Genomic DNA, 17,834 nt, shown 5'->3' on the forward strand with positions numbered 1-17,834 from the left:
CCGCAAAAATACAATTATTTAGCTAACGGTAAGTTGAAAGTTCCATTCAAAAAGTTTACATTTTGCGGAAACCCGGTATTTGTAGCGTCATAAGTTTTGATCAAATTTAAGCTAAACGTTCCGCCAATGGCATTTCTCGACGGGTCATATTTAGAAATAACAAGAGTATTTACCGCGGTGTTATCCAACATGTAATTACTTAAGTTAGAAAAAGTTCCCAGGGAAGAGGTTGTATTATGATAATAGACCTGGCTACCCGTTAAAGTATATTGGCCAATTCCATTATATTTAATGGTAATACCTAATACCTCATTATTATTGGTATTCGCTGTTATTTTCAGGCTATCTTGAACTATTGCGGAGAAATATGCAACAGGCCACCATGTGCCGTTCTTTTGCGCAGAGATGAATGCATGAGGTGGCGGAGCCACACAGCCGCAGAGTCGCTGCTCTTCTTTTACTTTCTTACAGCTTGCGTTAAGTATCAGGCATGCGATCATCAATAGAGGTAATAACTTTCTCATGTTTATGGTTTTATAACATTACGCAAACCGTAGCGCAAACGCTACAAACTTCAATATTGTCGTCATTTTTCTTTTATTGATGGCCCGTATGTTTCGCCATTAAGTAAACCTTTATAAGTTTGCTGCGCCAATTGACCTCCGTATGAATCCGAAACTTAGCCTTTTTGTGGGCATTTTATGTATTGCCTTTTCGCCCATATTTGTAAAATTGGTGCCGCTATCTGCATTAAGCGCCGCCTTTTACCGTATGTTTTTCGGCTTTATTATACTGGCGCCTTACTGCCTGTTTTATAAAAACCTGCGCATCCCGGCAAGGGCCTTGGGTATTGCGCTGGTTGGCGGGTTGGTTTTCGCATTGGATATCGCGGTGTGGAATATTTCCATCCTTAAATCAACGGCCACCATCTCAACCCTGATAGCTAACCTTGCCCCGGTTTGGGTAGGGATATTGAGTTTACTGATCCTCAAAAAGCAACCCGGCGCCAGTTTTTGGCTCGGTACGCTTATCGCGATAAGCGGCATGTGTATTTTGGTTGGGCTGCAAAATGTACTAAGCCTAAAACTGAACGAAGGCGTTTTATATGCCCTTGGTTCGAGCGTGCTTTACGCGATTTATATTTTGCTCACTAAAGATGTACTGGCGCGCATTGATTCCATTGTGTTTATGTTTTACAGTATGCTTGCCTCAACCGTTGCATTGGGTGTTTACTGCCTTTTTGAAGGTGACCAACTCTTAAACTACAGTGCCCACACCTGGCTTATTCTCATCATATTGGGTATTGTTTGCCAGCTTATTGGTTGGCTAACTATCAATTATGTCATCCACCACATGGATTCGACCCGGGTATCTATCGCCTTGTTAGGGCAAACCGTAGCCACAGCATTGCTGGCCTGGCTTATGCTCAATGAGCGTGTGGATTTTATCGAATTAGTTGGCGGCGCAATTGTATTGGTGGGTATCGGGGTTACGTTTGTGAAAAAGAAAACACTTCACAAAATCCAAAAATAAGTTTTCTATTGGTAAACTTTTGATTAAATTTGTATAATGAATATAATCACCCGGCGGACTATACTTTACTACGCTAATTTGTATCCGCTTGCTGCCAATTCATTAAATAGTTGGTATGATGAAATTTCAAAAGCCAGCTTTCAAAATTTCAATGAGTTAAAAGATGTTTACAGAAATGCAAGTGTAGTAGCAAACAATAGGGTTGTATTTAACATTAAAGGCAATTCATTTCGCTTAGTTGTTTCATTTGATTTTAGACGACAGGCGTTATATGTAATTTGGTTTGGCACACATTCTGAATATGATAAAATTGACGTTGCCATCGTTAAGCATCTTGGAAACCCTAACAAAAGAGACTGATCATGGAAACTAACTGGAAGATTTTAAAAACAGAAGATGAATATGATATTGCTTTAGAAAGGGCAATAGCGCTTTTTAATATACCTGAAGGTACACCAGAAAGTGATGAACTTGAACTGCTTTTATTGTTAGTGAAAGATTATGAAGATCGTCATTATCAAATACCGGAAGTTGACCCTATCGAACTTATTAAACTTAAGTTGGAAGAAAAAGGTTTAAAACAAAAAGATCTTGAACCAATAATCGGTTCAAAGGGATATGTATCATCTGTACTTTCGGGAAAGAAAGAGTTAACTTTAAAAATGGTGAGGGGCCTGCATGAGTTTTTAGGAATACCGGCCGAATCATTTTTAACTGAACCAAAAAAGAAAGTTAAACTGGCCTAATCTTTTTCTTACCCATGATTCTCAAACACACCGTCGACCGTATAATGGAAGCCACAGATATTGTGGAGGTGATTGGCGAATTTGTGACCTTAAAAAAGCGCGGGGCCAATTATATCGGTTTATCGCCTTTTGCTAATGAGCGTACACCATCCTTCACAGTATCGCCTGCAAAAGGCATTTTCAAAGATTTTTCATCGGGGATAGGCGGCTCGGCTGTTACCTTTTTAATGGAGCACGAAAAATTCAGCTACCCGGAGGCACTGAAATGGCTCGCCAAAAAATACGGCATCGAGGTGGAAGAAACCGTTGATGCGCCCGAAGACCGTGAGGCCGAAAACCATCGCGAAAGCTTACTGATCGTTACCGGCTATGCTTCCAAATTTTTTGAGAAAAGCCTTTGGGATACCGACGACGGCAAGGCCATCGCGTTAAGCTATTACAAAGAGCGTGGTTTTACCGATGCTACCATTAAAAAATTTGAGCTGGGTTACTCGCCAGATCAATGGGAGGCCTTTAGCAGCCAGGCCATCAAAGATGGTTACAAGCAGGAGTATTTAGAAGAGACCGGTTTATCCGTTAAGCGCGAAAACGGAACACTTTACGATCGTTATCGCGGCCGGGTGATGTTCCCGATACATAATTTTACCGGCCGGGTGATTGCCTTCGGCGGCCGCACGCTGAAGAACGACAAATCGGTACCCAAATACGTTAACTCGCCCGAAAGCGAGATATATCATAAATCGAACGTTCTTTACGGTTTGTTTTTTGCCAAAAAAGCCATCCGCGACCAGGATAACTGTTACCTGGTTGAAGGCTATGCCGATGTGATCTCGGTACATCAATCGGGCATTGAAAACGTGGTGGCTTCATCGGGCACCTCACTTACTGTCGAGCAGATCAGGCTAATTGGCCGCCTCACCAAAAACATTACCATACTTTATGATGGCGATGCGGCAGGTATCAAGGCTTCCTTACGGGGATTGGACCTGATATTGGAAGAGGGCCTGAACGTAAAAGTGGTTCTGTTCCCCGACGGGCACGATCCGGATTCGTATGTGCGTTTGCTAGGCAGCTCAGGTTTTAAAAACTACATCGAGCAAAATAAAAAGGATTTTATCCTTTACAAAACCAATATCCTGCTAAAGGAAGCCGGAAACGACCCCATCCGCAAGGCCGAGGTTATCCGCGAGGTGGTAGAGAGCATTGCCAAAATACCCGACTCGATCAAGGCATCGGTATTTTTAAAAGAGTGTAGCCACATATTGGAGATCGAAGAGCGTTCGCTGATATCCGAGCTCAATAAAATGCGTACTGCCAAAGGCAAAAAGGATTATCAGCAACAGCAAAATAAAGCCAACCGGGAAGCCCAGGAAGAATATGATGCTGCACCGCCTGCCGAATCGGTATTTTTAGAAAAGGCCGAGCCCTTTGAAACCCAGGAAAAGGAAATTGTGCGCCTGCTCATCACGTATGGTAATCAGCTCATTAACTGGGACGATATTGCCAATACCTATATCGGGCCGTTTATGATTGCCAGTTTAAACGATGTAACCCTTGAGCATGCAGTTTATAAAGAGTTTGTCGACATTTACCATAAAGAAGTGGAGAAGGGTAATTTGCCCGATGAAACTTTCTTTATCAACCACAGCAACAAACAGGTAGCCGATGTGGTGATCACGCTGTTGCTATCGCAATATGTGCTGAGCCATAACTGGTATGATATGCATAAGATAGCAACCAGCGATGAAACCAAAAACATGAAGGCAACCATATTGACCGCCATCTTCCACTTAAAAAAGCAAAAGGTGGGTGTAATACTGCGCGATCTGCAAAAGCAGTTGCAGGCTACTAAAATTCCGGAAGAGGAGGAAATTTTGCTGAGCCAGTTTTTGCATATGAAGAAAGTGCAAAAAACCATTACCGATTACTTAGGCATTGTAATTACCGAATAATGGCAACCCACCTTGATCTTGGCCGCCTGGGCGAGCAATTAGCCAAAACACATTTGGAAGGCTTGGGTTATGAAATTATGGATGAGAACTGGACGCATGGTAAAGCCGAGATAGACCTGGTAGCCTACTACAATAAAACCATCATATTTGTTGAGGTTAAGGCCCGTACCGGCAACTGGTTTGGCGAACCCGAAGATTTTGTGGATGCCCGTAAACAAAAATTACTGGCTGATGCGGCAAATGAATATATTTACCTGATGGAGCACACGGGCGATGCAAGGTTCGATATTGTTTCCATTTTGTTCGACAATAAAAACACACATACATTAAAACATATCCCCGATGCCTTTTGGCCGTCGCCTACAATTTAACAGTACCATGAAATTAAGATCAGGCTTACTTATAGCAGCATTTACCTTTTTAGCCATCAGCATTTTTAACGGTTGTAAACCAACCGGGCCCGAAGTACTCTCTATAACTCCCGATGCAGGCTCTGCCTACAGATTGGGCGACCTGATAACAGTTAAAGTTTCCTCATCAGCACGCACCGTGGCCGATTCGGTTGTTTACCTGATCGATTCGGTGAGAAACACATCCCGTAAGGATACCCTGGCTGCCCAAATTAAAACCGACTCGTTAACCTGCGGCTCTAAATTGGTTACCGCACGCTTTTATAAAGCCGGCAAGGTGGAAGAAGTGTCGACCAATGTGATATTAAAGGCGGCATTACCACCGGTGGAGTATACTTATAAAGTAGACAAGGTATTTCCACATGATATGGGGTCGTACACCGAGGGGCTGGAATACCATGACGGCGATTATTTTTTTGAGAGTACGGGTTTGGAGAAGGAATCTTACCTGTTAAAAGTTGATCTGAAAACGGGTAAAAAACTGCAATCGGCAAAACTTGCCGACCAGTATTTCGGCGAGGGCATTGCCACGGTAGGCGATAAAATACTGATGCTCACCTATCGCGAAAAAACAGCTTTTGTATATGATAAGAACACGTTTAAGTTGCTTAGTACCATACCATACAACTGGGGCCGCGAAGGCTGGGGGATGTGCTTTGACGGTAAACACATTTTAAACGACGACAGCACCAACCGCATATTTATGTTAAATAAAGACACCTATATGCCCGAAAGCTTTATCGATGTTTATGATGATCAGGGCCCGGTTAATGGTGTTAACGAACTGGAATACATTAATGGTAAAATATATGCCAATGTGTATACTACCGACCTGATCCTGGTGATCAACCCTAAAAACGGCGCGGTGCTGCAAAGGATAAACATGAAGGATCTTTGGCCGCTATCGCAACGCCCGGCCGGTTATGATAATGAGCAAAATGTATTGAACGGCATTGCCTGGGATGCCAAGGGAAAACGCATTTTTGTAACAGGAAAAAAATGGCCGCATCTGTACCAGGTAACATTTATCAAAAAATAACGGTCAGTTGTTGTCAGGTTAAATGCAACTCCTTATTTTTAACCCTGTTAACCACATTTTCCCAAAAAAACGTGGCGTTCGTGTAACCAATTCCCCAACCTGGGGAATTTTAAACATGGATAAAACACAAAAAACATATTGATCTGTTAATTAACGTATCGGAACAACTTTTGCTTAATCATTGTCGTATATGTCACCCTGTTTAAGTATAAAGTAAATTACGTCCATATTTTCCAATGAAAAAATTACTACTAATAGCCGCTTTATTTGGAGCATTCGCTATTTCATCTTGTAAAAAAGATGTCAACAACTCGCCTGATCAACCACCAGTAACCGGAACCAATGCCATACAGGTACCGGATAACTTTGACTGGTCGAGCTCAAAAAATCTAACCGTAACCGCAAGTATTACCGATACCCGTTTTGCAGCTGCGGTACACCGTATCACCATTTACAACGGCGACCCATTTAACGGCGGTGTTTTATTAGCAACCGGTTCGGCTACTACAGCTACACCATTTACTACCAAAATTTATATCCCAACTGTAACTACTTCGTTATACGTTGTAAAAACCTCTCCTGATAAGTCGCAGATCGTTCAAAAAGTAAACGTAGGCCTTTCGGATATCGCGGTTTCGTTCGGCGCTATCGATCCAACGGTAACTGCTGATAAAACAACAGTTGGAGGCAAATTGCAAACATTAGGCGGTACTACACCGGCCAGCCCCGATTGTAACAGCGGCTGCACAACTACCATTACAACCAGCACTAACAACGTTAACGTAAACAACGGCGATGTGATTTGCATAACAGGCAGCAACATTACTGTAAGTTTTGCAGGTGTTAACGGCGGTACAGTAAGGGTATGCGGCAGCAATGTAACTTTATCTAACTACAACTTCTCAAATGGCTCAACTGTATTGGTTACTACCAATGGTTCGGTAAATATGAGCGGTGTTAACTTTAACTCGTCAACTTCAACCTTATCAAACTGGGGTACCGTTAATTACAATGGCGCTTTTCCTGATAACGGTATCGTTAACAACTACGGCACCATGAACGTAACCAGCGATTTTAACATCAATAGTAACGCCGGTGCAATGACCAACAATGGCACCATGAACATCAGCGGAAGTTTTAACAATGGCTCATCAGCACAGGCTACTAATAACGGTGTAATGAATGTAAGCACCAACTTCCAGCAAAATGGCGGTGCAGGTGTATTTACCAACAACTGCGCTTTATATGTAAGTGCTAACTACAACCAAAGCTCAGCAATTAAAAACTACAGCTATATTAAAGTTGGCGGTACTTCTACCATCAACAGCAGCACCACATTAAACCTGTACAACGGCGCTATGCTGAAAACCAATAACTTTATTTTAGATGGCTCAACCATTGCAGGTAACGGCAGCACATCATTAGTTAAAATTACAGGCACCACCAGTATCCAAAATTCGGGGGCAAATATTACCGGCCCGGTATCAGTTTGCGCAGGCACCAACGTAAGCGATATTTACTTAAAAAATGGTGCAACTAACGATTGCAGCTTATATATCGCAAAATCAGGCTGTAATCCGGATGGTAATGGCACACCCGCTGTTGTAGATACCGATGGCGACGGTGTACCGGACAACCTGGATGCTTATCCACATGACGCTACTAAAGCTTATGTAAGCTCGGGCGGCGCAGGTACAGTAGCTTTTGAAGATCAATGGCCAAACAAAGGCGACTTTGATTTGAACGACTTAGTAATGTCTTACAGTTACAGCGTAGTAACCAATGCTGCAAACGTAGTGGTACAGGTTACAGGTAAATATAGCTTATTAGCAACCGGTGGTACTTACGGTAACGGCTTCGGAGTTGAGTTCCCGGTAACCCGTGCCAGTGTAAGCGGTTTAACCCGCGGCACATTAGAAGCCGGCCAAACAAAGGCAGTTGTTACCTTATTCTCAAACATGCGTTCGGTAATGTCTAACTGGAATACTCAACCGGGTGTTGCTCAGTCGCCAATAGTAAAAGACAGTATCACCTTTAACGTAGCTAATGGCCCAACCCTGAGCACCTTTGGCCAGGACGGTTACAATCCATTCATCTGGAACATGGGCAGCGATAACAAAAGGCGCGAAGTTCACCTTTGGGGTAAAACACCAACCACACTGGCCGACCAAAGTTTGTTCGGCACAGGTTCTGATAACACTAACGTAGCAGCTTCAAGATACTATGTAACAACTACAGGCTTACCTTATGCCATTAGTGTACCGGCAACATTCAGCTATCCTATTGAAACTGCCGATATCACCACGGCTTACCTGCACTTTGCAGCATGGGCACAATCGGGCGGTACAACATATACCGACTGGTACAGCAATACCGCAGCAGGATACAGAAACACAAGCCTGATATACACACACTAATCAGACCAGCATATATCATCAAAAAAGCCGCCCGGAATCCGGGCGGCTTTTTTGATTTAGTGAGCATTTTAATCCACCTTTATAAATTTTCCGGTCTCGTCAAAGATCAGGTCCTTCCCTTTGATCTCGGCTTCATAAGTTAATTTGCCCGCAGCATCAGTAACCTTACCAGCCTCCTTAATTGGCGTTTTATAGTGCTCCTTTATATAAGGCGCAACCGGCTTAGGTAAACTGCTTACCGGTATGGCATTTACAATCTCAACAAACACGCCTGCCGGGGTAAAAACAGCAGAGTTATCCTCGCCCGATTTGCCGCCCCAGTTAGCCTCGTAATTACCTTTTTCTTTTTCCCAGGTTACTTTAGTGGCAGCCGGGTATTTTTTTGCCAGCCCGGCTTTTACGGCTGCCGGTACATCCTTTGGTTTTACATCCTGGGCCATTGCTGTAAAAGCACCGCAACCTAATGCCATGGCAATTAAAAATGTTTTTCTCATACCTTTTAATGTTTATTGTTTATACCCAATTATAATAACCGATTCTGTAAAAAACCTGTACTTATTGCCTGTTGGTAAAACAATTAGACGGCTTTGTGTATTAATACGAAGTTAAAGCCGATTAAAAAGTTGATGAACCCTGTATATTTTAAAAGATGTTTATTCCTTTTACTTACTATCGGGATGTTTATCCCGTTGTCATCAAAAGGATATGCCGTACTGGCACACGAGGCATTAATTGATGCGAGTTGGGAAAAACACCTGTTGCCCCTGCTCAAAAAGAATTATCCCAACAGCACCGATGACGAACTGAAAGTTGCGCACTCTTATGCCTACGGCGGAGCGTTAATAGCCGACATGGGTTATTATCCGTTTGGGAGCACTTATTATACCGACCTGGCGCATTACGTGCGCAGCGGCGACTTTGTGATGGCATTGATCAACCAGTCGGAAACACTGAATGAATATGCATTTGCCCTGGGCGCTTTATCGCACTATATGGCCGATAAATACGGCCATTCGTTAGCTACAAACGTGGTTGTCCCGATGGTATATCCTAAAATAAAGCAAAAATTTGGCGATGTGGTTACCTATGAAGAAGACCGTACATCGCACAGCAGGCTTGAGTTTGCGTTTGATGTATTGCAAACAGCAAGAGGAAATTACGCTTCGTCAGCCTATCATAATTTTATTGGCTTTAACGTAGCCAGACCCGTTTTAGAGCGTGCTTTTTTACGTACTTACGGCGAGGATATCAATTCGGTATTCGGCGATCTTGCCCTGGCTATTTCAACATTCCGTTGGACGGTAAAAAATATCTTCCCTGGTTTGGCTAAAACCGCCTGGCAATTAAAAAAAGACGAAATCAAAAAAATAAACCCTACTGCCACGGCCCGGAGCTTTAAGTATAGGATGAGCAGAAAAAATTATTATGAGGAGTTTGGAAAAGATTATGAAAAGCCAAACTTTGGCAGCCGGGTAATGGCTTTTGTGATAAAAATATTACCCAAAGTAGGCCCGTTAAAATCTTTAAAATTTATACCGCCGGGCGCGGAGGGCGAAAAGCGTTTTGCACAAAGCTTTGATAGTATTTTAGTGCATTATAACATAGCGCTGGCAAAATTAGATAATAACCAGCTAACCCTCCCCGATATCGATTTTGATACCGGCAAACCAACCAAACTGGGCGAATACGGCCTGACCGACGACACCTACAATGACCTGGTATTGAAATTGAAGGATAAGAAATTTGATAATTTATCAAAACCCTTAAAACAAAACATCCTGTTGTTTTACAATACCCCCGATACCGTGGCTTATGCCAAAAAGAAACCCGATGAATGGAAAAAGACCTACGCGGCTTTGCAGGAGTTAAAGGTTGCGCCCACTATAAAAATGGATACGCTGAAAACCTTCCCGCCGGATAAGCCGGAAAAAGCAAAAGGGCAGTAATTAAATTACCGCCCTTTTATGATTATTGTTAATATGCGTTATGCTGTTTTAGCATGTCAACGTCTTTAGGTTGGATATCGGTAACAGCATATCGCTCGATACCGGCAATGCTCATCTCATCTAAGACATTAACAAGGTTATTATATACTGAATGATCGCTTGCTTTAACCAATACAATCATGTCTTTATTAGTTGAAGATTCTATGAGCTTTTTCATCTCAATTATAGCAATGCCAATCCCTTTGTTACCATCAGAGGTGACTTTGGGTTCAGTAAGCGGCTGATCGGGCATACCACGAAAAGACAGGACTTTACCATCCTTACCAATATCGATCGTCATACTACGACTGGCCGGTACCGGAAGGCCTCCGGGTTCACTATTATCAGGCACAGCCAGGTTAAACATTTTTGGCTTTTGCAGCGATGTGGTCAACATAAAAAAAGTAATGAGCAAAAACGCCAGATCGACCATAGCGGTCAGATCAACACGGGCATTTAATTTTTTACGCGGGGTTTTACCACCGGTTTTTTCGGGTGATGAGTTTAGCTCGGCCATGATGTTGCGATTTAGGTGAATAAATTGGTTGATTAAATAACCGGGTTGGGTTGGTTATTTACACTTAAAACGCTTAGCGTTACGCAATTGTTGCGGTTGCCGTTAAAAATATTTAATGAATAATTGGTGTGGTTATTCGCTCAATGATCGCATTCGTAAATGCAGCCATCGGCACTCTGAAATATCAATGTCATGGCCTTGTGCTGCTGTATATCTTTGAGCGTAAGCAGGGCCGGATCGGGCAGTTTATCAAAATACACGACGTAAAAATGCGACTGCGCGTAAAACTTGCGGATAGCTGCCGGGTCGTTTTTATGCGGGATATATTCGGACCCGAGGCCGGTAAAGTAGTAGAACGCTTCGCAGGCATTGTTATACACCTTATAACCGGGTTTAAACAACTCCAGGTGCGTTTTCATCTGGTTGATCATGTCCGATTTGTTCCAGTCGTCATCAGCATAACCGGGGATCCCGTAATCGCACTCATCGTCATAACGCTGCCAATCCCTTTTGTATTCGCCATAGGCAAACAACAAGCCAATACTTACTGCCAAAACAGTTAATGGGACGTGGTATTTAGCCGCTGCCTTGCGGATAAGACCCGGGATCCAGAAAGTACATCCCCATAGAAACGGAACAAACAGGTGCGAAAGCAAGCGGTTATTGAGACGTTCGTAACGGCTGATGGTAGCCGAGAGGATCATGAACAAGGCATACACGATAAAGAAGGCCAACGCAATGTTTTCGTAACTGGTGTACATAGCGCGGTTACTGAACGCGTTATACAAAAACAAGATGATGAAAGCCGCTATCAGCAACAATGTAATAGTAAACGCCAGTCCATAAGCCTTTTGGCCAAAGGTAAACCAATCGCACATTACGGTACCGAAATAGTGCATATTCTCCGAAAGGGAAGTAAGCGACTTATACCTTGGGCCGGTGCCGGTATGGGTAACCAGGTTATTGCGTACCAGGTTGGCAATTAATAACGAAACCGAAATGCTGTCGAAAATTAAAATGTGGCGAACCTTATCTTTAAGCTTAAGCTGATGATCGAACAGTAAAAGCATACCGCCCGTGCCTACCAGCGTAACACCGGCATAACGGGTAATTAATGCCAAAGCGGTAACAATTGCCAATATAACCAGCGATTTAATAGTATGGGTTTGCGCATAACGATGGTATACCATGATGAACACCAGCACCCAAACCATAAACAGAGTTTCGGACCAGAGGTAGGTATAGATTTCAAGCAGCGAGGGGCTTAGCACAATGGCCAGCAGGATAATCCATTTATATATTTTTGATGTGAGCCTGAACCGCTCCATAATGACGCCGGAAAGGAAAATGAGCGTGCCAAACAACAAACCATCCAGGTATGGGCCCATCCTGACGGGATCGGTATGGGTAAAAAACTGCGCTATGGCTAAAAACGTGGGATAAAACACCGGGAAAGCTACAATGGGCTTGCCGCCGAAGTATAGATAGCCCAAGCCATCGTTTAAATTACGGGCGGTGCTTATGTACATGATGCTATCGGGCGAGATGCCCACACCGCTGTACCGGGTATAAATATGGATCAGTATAAAGCCTGCCGCGGCTGCTATTAAAGCATCAAGGTGTTTAGTAGCAAAATTACGAATGGTTGAACCTGCGGCCATAAAATTTTATCTAAACTATAAACTATAAGATCAATATCCTGTTTTACTTTCTTTTCTGTGTACGCTTGATCAATACCCAAATAATTAGTCCTAAAATTATAAATGCCGAGAACATTTTTAACCTGAAAACCAATACGCCCATTTCATAACCCAGCTTTACAGCCGCACCAATAACGAAACAACTGTTTAAACTAATAGATACAATAAGCAACAGCAGGTAGTGAATTTTATTCATAAAAGCCGCCGAAATTAAAAAAAATGGCCGACATTAATATCCGTAACCCTTCAATTAGCGTTTTTATGTGTATAATGGGGCATATCTGTAACTATTGTGCGATTAATAATAATTATGGAGCATTAATTGCTGTTGATGTAAAGCTGTTGTAGTATTTTTATGGTTAACCTTTTACCCTGCTATTTTGTATGCGCGCTGCAACAGTAATTTTACTGACGCTATTTTTACGCTGCACTGCGGCTTTTGCCCAGAGCTATGTTGTTGAAGGCAATGTTACCGACCCGCACGGCAAGCCCGTAGCCTTTGTGCCGGTGTATATTAAAGGCACAAGCAACGGCACTATTGCCAACGAACATGGCTTTTACCAGCTTAAGGTTAAGCCGGGTAATTATACAGTGGCTTTCAGGTTTATTGGGTATGAACTGCAAACCCTTGATGTTAAGGTTATTGATCAGAACGTAACCCTTAATGCCACGCTCGAGCATGAGAACTATACGCTGCAAAGTTATATCCCGCAGGATGCCGAGCTTGACAGCGCCACCATTATTATGCGCCAGGTTATTGATAAAAGGAAATATTATCACGACCAGGTTAAAGAATACGCATGCCAGGTATATTTTAAAGCCAACCAGAAATTACTGAACGCACCACATACTTTTGTTAAAGAGGATGTGGCTAAGATACTGAACCTTAATCCCGACCGCCGGGGTATCATCAGTTTGTTTGAGTCAACGTCTGCTTTTAATTTCAGGCGGCCGGGCAAAGTGAAAGAGGTTATGGAGGGATCAAAACAGGCGGGGGGCGAAAACCCCTTTGGCTTTAACCGGGCGCTTGATCTGCAGGTGAACTTGTACGATAACCTGCTATCGTGGAACGGACTGAGCATGCGCAGCTATATATCGCCGGTTGCCGATAATGCCTTACGTTATTACCGGTACACCTTACTGCAGCGCTTTACCGATGATGATAAAACCATTGACATTATACAGGTTGAACCGAAGCATGATGGCGAATATGTTTTTCACGGGGTGATCTACGTGATCGAAGGCGACTGGCGGCTTTACGGAGCAGATCTGCACCTGTACAAAAGGGCCCATATCGATTTTGTGGATACCCTGAACATACAGGAGCAATTTATCCCGGTAAACGATACGATCTGGATGCCACTATCGTTAAATTTTAATTTTACAGGTAAGATAATTGGTTTTAAATACGCCGGTTATTTTATTGGAGTGGCCTACAATTACAATATAACCCCGGGCTTTGGCAAGAATTTTTTTAATGGTGAGGTTTTTGAGGTAGGCAAAGAAACCACAAAGCGCGATTCGGCTTTTTGGAACAATAACCGGGCCGTGCCCCTGCTGCCCGACGAGAAGCGATATTACCATTTGTTTGAAGCCGCCCAAACCGATGAGAACAAAGCGGCTAAAGACTCTGTAAAAAGTACCAATAATAAATTCAGGCTGATACCATATTTGCTGCGTAATTACGATTATTACGACCCTTACAAAAAAATACGGTTCTCTATACCTTCGCCGTTCAAAGTTGTATTTTATAACACGGTAGAAGGTATAAGCTTTGATATTACCCCACATTTTTCGCGCGAATTTGAGCGGGGTAAAATATTGACCATCGACCCCGCAGTTCGTTACGGTGGTTCTAATAAAATACTCACTTTTAATACCAATATCAATTACAAGTATAACCCTTTAAAGCAGGCCGCTATTTATGGAAGGTTTGGGGCCGATTTCCTGGATCTGAACAACACAGGTACTTTAAGCTTGTTCCTCAACTCGTTGAGCACCCTGTTTGCCGGTAACAACTACCTGAAACTTTACAAGGCCCAGTTTGCCCTGGCGGGTATACAGGGCGAAATAATGAACGGTGTACTGCTCAATGGGCAGGTAGAATACGCTTACCGCGAATCGGTGATCAACAGTTCGCACCCCAATATTGGTAAAGACAGTACCCAGCTAACCTCGAATAACCCACTGGACCCCAACAGTGATATCCCGCTGTTCCCCAATCACCAGGCTTTAACTTTCCGTACCTCGGCAACCATTACCTTTAACCAGCAATATACCATTAACCCCGATGGCAAATTTATTGAGCCCACTAAATATCCGCGTATGCGCATTAACTACCGCAAAGGGGCCCCGATACTTAATTCGGATGTTAATTTTGATTTTGTATCGATCGACTTTTTCCAGGACCTGCTGCGGATAGGTATTTACGGGTACTCGTCGTACTTTCTGTCGGTGGGTAAGTTCTTCAACGCTACAAACCTGTATTATCCTGATTATAAACAATTTCATGGTGGCCAGAGTTTCTTCTTCGATTCGAGCCTGGGCAGTTTTCACTTTCTGGACTACTATACCTACAGCACCGATAAAAAATATTTTGAGGCCCATTACGAGCATAACTTCGGCGGGTATTTTTTAGGCAAGGTGCCCTATATCCGCGCCTTGAATATCGAAGAGATCATTGGCGGCTCATACCTCACCAACGAACTGCTGCCCAGTTATAAAGAGTACTATATCGGTTTAAAACGTACAGCCCTTCGGTTGGATTATGGCTTCTCGTACGGGAAAAACCTGCCTGTTTTGCAGGGCTTCAGGTTTACGTATAATTTTTAACGGCTATCAAACACGCCCTTTTTATAATCCTTTAAAAACTTTTTGTAATCCTCTTTGGCTTGCTTAGCGTAGTTTTTTGAGTATTTGATCAGTTCATCCTGCCAGCTGCCATTATCGCCGAAGGCCATCAGATCATCAGTAATTGCCGAGCCCTGCCTGCCGCTGCTGCGCAGATGCGCCGATGCCGACAAAGCAGCCATGTCATCAACAACCTGGTAAATATCGCGGTAACGGTCTTTGATCACATTAAAATCGATCCTGTCTTCGGTAGGCTGCATTTCCTGTATCAGGTAAGAGTCGCCTCTGAAATTGATAACGCTCAGCAATGCCGGCGAGATATTCTGCATCCGCTGCTGGATAGCCAGCACTCTATCGGCCTCTGTTTCCCATTGCGGTTGCGGTATGTGGATGTATGGACTTACCGACGATTGTTTGGCCTGTTTCATATCGATCAACAGGTATTTCCTTTTTGCTTTGGCGCTTCGCAATAAAAACATGTACCGCTTTATTCCTACGCTGCCCGTACCGGCTAACCTAAATGCCGCATCAGTGGCTTTAAAATTATAGGGGCTGTCGCTGCTGTTGGCTATCCATTCGGTAATGTGATGCAGCAACTCGGCCTTTAGCTTTTCGTCGATCGCGAAGTGTCGTTTGTGTGTGAGCGATAATACCAGTTTGTTTTTTTTAAGTTCTGTTCGCTTTGCAAGCAGTTCCTTTATTTTGCGATTGGCTTCCTTCTCCAAAAAAGCACACACTATGCCTTTGGCAGTACGCGGCTCGATAGAGATAGCTTTTCCCTTTTTTAAGGTAGCCGAATAGGTTTTAACAAAAAGCTGTACCATGCGCATGGCTTCTTCGTCGCCAATTTCCAACGAATCGAAAGCGATAAAGATGCTGGTGAGCATACGCGTTATTTCCCAACTGGCCGGGGCAAGCAGGCCTTCGTCAAAATCGTTCAGATCGAAATACACCAAACGGTTATCGCCTTTGTAGCTGCCATAGTTTTCGATGTGCAGATCGCCGCAGATCCAGGTTAATGGAGATTTGGGTAGTGACTGATGGACTTTACCCAGGTCCTCGTAAAAAATATGGCAGGTGCCGCGATAAAAACGAAAAGCGTTTTCGGCCATGGCTTCGTATTTAAGCCTGACCATATCGGGTAAAAGAGGGGCGTTAAAATCAATAAGCCGTTGCGAAATTTTATGCATTTACAATTGGTATAACCCAATAATAACAAAACATCAAAATTGTTTGCAACTACTAATTTAACGGGCAATAAAATCTACGTAAGGAAACGACAAAAAGAGATTATTTCTTTTCGGATGGAGTTTTGTCGTCGTCTTTTTTGCCTTCGCTGGCTTCTTTAAAGTTACGGATACCTTCGCCAAGGCCTTTGGCAAACTCAGGGATTTTACGGCCACCAAACAACAACAAAGCAACCACTGCGATAATAATGAGGTCTTGACCGCTAAAAAATAAAAGTGTTGTTTGTATCATGATTACTGCGTTTTAAAAATACCTGCACTTATGCGGGCACTAAGTTACGAATTATAATTAAATCAAAAGTTTATTTTGATAAGAGATTAACAGGTGCTGATAAAAAAGGGCCGCGGCTTGATTAAACCGCGACCCATATCAAATATATAGGGGATATATGGTGCCTGATTAGTTTGAAGGCGGAGGATTGTTGTTATCGTCGGGATACTGCTGATCATTATTATCAGGACCCGGGTTGGTGTTCAGCTCACCGTCTTTACCGGCAATTTGGTACGATACGCTGCCATCATCGTTAGTTACCGGCTGGTAATACACACCGTTTAACTGGTAGTATTGTACACCATCGATCATGATACTTTCGGCACCGGCAGGCAACGTATTGATCAAAGCGCCTATCGGCGGAGCTACAACCTGATATCCATTACCGTTACCATTGTCGGATGGTTGGTAATACAGGCCCTGATCATAGTAATATTGTATGCCGCCATAATAGAACGGGTAGTAACCATAAGGGAGGACGTTGACATAAAAACCTATTCTTGGTGCGTAATAATGGGTATAGTATGCACCGTAAAAGTGGTAGTAACCGCCCCTGTAAACCGGGTGATAACCATAATAACGGCCACCGTATACGCTATGATTATAGCTGCTTACCCTGTTATAACCACCGTACGACCCGTGGGAATTATTAGAGTAGCCCCTTGATTGCGGGTAGCTGTTTACATGATTGCCACGGCCTTGCGGTGTATTGTAATAGCCCCTTGATTGCGGATAACCATTTACGTGATTACCGCCGCCTTGTGGTGCATTGTAATGGCCACCCTGTGGGGTGTTGTAATGACCTTGCGGCGCATTATAATGACCGCCCTGTGGGAAGCCGCCCCTTGGCGAATTGCTGTAATGACCGCCCTGAGGCGCTGAATTACCACGTGGTGAAGGGCTAAAAGAACGGCCGCCGCTAAAGCCGCCGCCGCCATGGCTGAATGAACCACTGCTATGACTGTACGAACCGCCGCCGCCACCGTGGCCGAATGAACTGCCACCGCCACCACCGCGATGCCCCTGGGCATAGCTGAACGAAAACATAAACATTGACATTATTCCGGCAAAAGCTGAGAATAAATATTTTGATGATTTTTTCATAGACGTGTTTTATTTTAATTGTTAGTATGACTACACGGATCGGTGATGGTTTATTGCGTTTAA

General features: G+C 43.4%; 17 protein-coding genes. 9 read left to right on the forward strand and 8 right to left on the reverse strand.

Annotated features, from left to right (window positions below; genetic code table 11):
* Positions 1-14: 14 nt before the first annotated feature.
* Positions 15-524, reverse strand: coding sequence for a DUF6252 family protein (locus ACFGVR_RS04670; protein WP_448701471.1), 510 nt, complete (start codon positions 522-524; stop codon positions 15-17).
* Between the two features lie 142 nt (positions 525-666).
* Between ACFGVR_RS04670 and ACFGVR_RS04675 the strand changes: the two genes are divergently transcribed.
* The 7 genes from ACFGVR_RS04675 to ACFGVR_RS04705 all read left to right on the forward strand — a co-directional run bounded on the left by ACFGVR_RS04675 (position 667) and on the right by ACFGVR_RS04705 (position 8,097).
* Positions 667-1,533 carry a DMT family transporter gene (locus ACFGVR_RS04675; protein ID WP_448701472.1) on the forward strand — a complete coding sequence of 289 codons (867 nt, stop codon included), beginning with the start codon at positions 667-669 and terminating at the stop codon, positions 1,531-1,533.
* 36 nt (positions 1,534-1,569) lie between these two features.
* A complete protein-coding gene (locus tag ACFGVR_RS04680; RefSeq protein ID WP_448701473.1) occupies positions 1,570-1,893 on the forward strand; it encodes a type II toxin-antitoxin system HigB family toxin in 324 nt (107 codons plus the stop codon).
* Positions 1,894-1,895: 2 nt separating this feature from the next.
* Positions 1,896-2,279, forward strand: a complete 384-nt coding sequence (locus tag ACFGVR_RS04685) for a helix-turn-helix domain-containing protein (RefSeq protein WP_448701474.1) — start codon at positions 1,896-1,898, stop codon at positions 2,277-2,279.
* 14 nt (positions 2,280-2,293) lie between these two features.
* Entirely contained in the window at positions 2,294-4,231 is a 1,938-nt protein-coding gene (gene dnaG / locus ACFGVR_RS04690) for a DNA primase (protein ID WP_448701475.1), read from the forward strand.
* Positions 4,231-4,602, forward strand: a complete 372-nt coding sequence (locus ACFGVR_RS04695; protein WP_448701476.1) for a YraN family protein — start codon at positions 4,231-4,233, stop codon at positions 4,600-4,602. Before dnaG ends, ACFGVR_RS04695 begins: the two co-directional genes overlap by 1 nt.
* Before the next feature lie 7 nt (positions 4,603-4,609).
* Positions 4,610-5,680 carry a glutaminyl-peptide cyclotransferase gene (locus ACFGVR_RS04700; RefSeq protein WP_448701477.1) on the forward strand — a complete coding sequence of 357 codons (1,071 nt, stop codon included), beginning with the start codon at positions 4,610-4,612 and terminating at the stop codon, positions 5,678-5,680.
* 236 nt (positions 5,681-5,916) lie between these two features.
* Positions 5,917-8,097, forward strand: coding sequence for an LruC domain-containing protein (locus tag ACFGVR_RS04705; protein WP_448701478.1), 2,181 nt, complete (start codon positions 5,917-5,919; stop codon positions 8,095-8,097).
* Positions 8,098-8,165: 68 nt separating this feature from the next.
* Here ACFGVR_RS04705 and ACFGVR_RS04710 read toward each other — a convergent pair whose 3' ends face one another.
* Positions 8,166-8,591 (reverse strand): PepSY-like domain-containing protein, encoded by a 426-nt coding sequence (locus tag ACFGVR_RS04710; RefSeq protein WP_448701480.1) that lies wholly within the window; start codon positions 8,589-8,591, stop codon positions 8,166-8,168.
* A gap of 132 nt (positions 8,592-8,723) precedes the next feature.
* On the opposite strand from ACFGVR_RS04710, the gene ACFGVR_RS04715 reads away from it, so the two are divergent.
* Positions 8,724-10,043, forward strand: a complete 1,320-nt coding sequence (locus tag ACFGVR_RS04715; protein ID WP_448701481.1) for a zinc dependent phospholipase C family protein — start codon at positions 8,724-8,726, stop codon at positions 10,041-10,043.
* 28 nt (positions 10,044-10,071) lie between these two features.
* Here ACFGVR_RS04715 and ACFGVR_RS04720 read toward each other — a convergent pair whose 3' ends face one another.
* The 3 genes from ACFGVR_RS04720 to ACFGVR_RS04730 form a co-directional block, all read right to left on the reverse strand.
* Entirely contained in the window at positions 10,072-10,599 is a 528-nt protein-coding gene (locus ACFGVR_RS04720; protein WP_448701482.1) for an ExbD/TolR family protein, read from the reverse strand.
* A gap of 140 nt (positions 10,600-10,739) precedes the next feature.
* Complete coding sequence (locus tag ACFGVR_RS04725) at positions 10,740-12,260, reverse strand: hypothetical protein (protein ID WP_448701483.1); 1,521 nt, start codon at positions 12,258-12,260, stop codon at positions 10,740-10,742.
* A gap of 43 nt (positions 12,261-12,303) precedes the next feature.
* Entirely contained in the window at positions 12,304-12,495 is a 192-nt protein-coding gene (locus ACFGVR_RS04730) for a hypothetical protein (protein ID WP_448701484.1), read from the reverse strand.
* Positions 12,496-12,683: 188 nt separating this feature from the next.
* Between ACFGVR_RS04730 and ACFGVR_RS04735 the strand changes: the two genes are divergently transcribed.
* The gene (locus ACFGVR_RS04735) at positions 12,684-15,131 is read left to right on the forward strand and encodes a DUF5686 and carboxypeptidase regulatory-like domain-containing protein (RefSeq protein ID WP_448701485.1); all 2,448 of its coding nucleotides are present in this window, start codon (positions 12,684-12,686) and stop codon (positions 15,129-15,131) included.
* Here the strand turns inward: ACFGVR_RS04735 and ACFGVR_RS04740 are convergent.
* The 3 genes from ACFGVR_RS04740 to ACFGVR_RS04750 all read right to left on the reverse strand — a co-directional run bounded on the left by ACFGVR_RS04740 (position 15,128) and on the right by ACFGVR_RS04750 (position 17,771).
* Positions 15,128-16,339 (reverse strand): DUF2252 domain-containing protein, encoded by a 1,212-nt coding sequence (locus ACFGVR_RS04740; protein WP_448701486.1) that lies wholly within the window; start codon positions 16,337-16,339, stop codon positions 15,128-15,130. The genes ACFGVR_RS04735 and ACFGVR_RS04740 overlap by 4 nt on opposite strands.
* 100 nt (positions 16,340-16,439) lie before the next feature.
* On the reverse strand, positions 16,440-16,628 hold the full coding sequence (locus ACFGVR_RS04745) for a twin-arginine translocase TatA/TatE family subunit (protein WP_448701487.1): 189 nt from the start codon (positions 16,626-16,628) through the stop codon (positions 16,440-16,442).
* A gap of 168 nt (positions 16,629-16,796) precedes the next feature.
* Positions 16,797-17,771 carry a DUF6515 family protein gene (locus ACFGVR_RS04750; RefSeq protein WP_448701488.1) on the reverse strand — a complete coding sequence of 325 codons (975 nt, stop codon included), beginning with the start codon at positions 17,769-17,771 and terminating at the stop codon, positions 16,797-16,799.
* Between the last annotated feature and the right edge of the window lie 63 nt (positions 17,772-17,834).

The sequence above is a fragment of the Mucilaginibacter aureus genome (genome assembly GCF_053514885.1).

Coding starts and splice junctions, on each gene's coding strand:
- ACFGVR_RS04740 (WP_448701486.1), bottom strand. CDS start 16,339: ATGCATAAAATTTCGCAACGGCTTATTGATTTTAACGCCCCTCTTTTA.
- ACFGVR_RS04750 (WP_448701488.1), bottom strand. CDS start 17,771: ATGAAAAAATCATCAAAATATTTATTCTCAGCTTTTGCCGGAATAATG.
- ACFGVR_RS04705 (WP_448701478.1), top strand. CDS start 5,917: ATGAAAAAATTACTACTAATAGCCGCTTTATTTGGAGCATTCGCTATT.
- ACFGVR_RS04680 (WP_448701473.1), top strand. CDS start 1,570: ATGAATATAATCACCCGGCGGACTATACTTTACTACGCTAATTTGTAT.
- ACFGVR_RS04700 (WP_448701477.1), top strand. CDS start 4,610: ATGAAATTAAGATCAGGCTTACTTATAGCAGCATTTACCTTTTTAGCC.
- ACFGVR_RS04675 (WP_448701472.1), top strand. CDS start 667: ATGAATCCGAAACTTAGCCTTTTTGTGGGCATTTTATGTATTGCCTTT.
- ACFGVR_RS04725 (WP_448701483.1), bottom strand. CDS start 12,260: ATGGCCGCAGGTTCAACCATTCGTAATTTTGCTACTAAACACCTTGAT.
- ACFGVR_RS04730 (WP_448701484.1), bottom strand. CDS start 12,495: ATGAATAAAATTCACTACCTGCTGTTGCTTATTGTATCTATTAGTTTA.
- dnaG (WP_448701475.1), top strand. CDS start 2,294: ATGATTCTCAAACACACCGTCGACCGTATAATGGAAGCCACAGATATT.
- ACFGVR_RS04715 (WP_448701481.1), top strand. CDS start 8,724: ATGAACCCTGTATATTTTAAAAGATGTTTATTCCTTTTACTTACTATC.
- ACFGVR_RS04695 (WP_448701476.1), top strand. CDS start 4,231: ATGGCAACCCACCTTGATCTTGGCCGCCTGGGCGAGCAATTAGCCAAA.
- ACFGVR_RS04710 (WP_448701480.1), bottom strand. CDS start 8,591: ATGAGAAAAACATTTTTAATTGCCATGGCATTAGGTTGCGGTGCTTTT.
- ACFGVR_RS04685 (WP_448701474.1), top strand. CDS start 1,896: ATGGAAACTAACTGGAAGATTTTAAAAACAGAAGATGAATATGATATT.
- ACFGVR_RS04670 (WP_448701471.1), bottom strand. CDS start 524: ATGAGAAAGTTATTACCTCTATTGATGATCGCATGCCTGATACTTAAC.
- ACFGVR_RS04735 (WP_448701485.1), top strand. CDS start 12,684: ATGCGCGCTGCAACAGTAATTTTACTGACGCTATTTTTACGCTGCACT.
- ACFGVR_RS04745 (WP_448701487.1), bottom strand. CDS start 16,628: ATGATACAAACAACACTTTTATTTTTTAGCGGTCAAGACCTCATTATT.
- ACFGVR_RS04720 (WP_448701482.1), bottom strand. CDS start 10,599: ATGGCCGAGCTAAACTCATCACCCGAAAAAACCGGTGGTAAAACCCCG.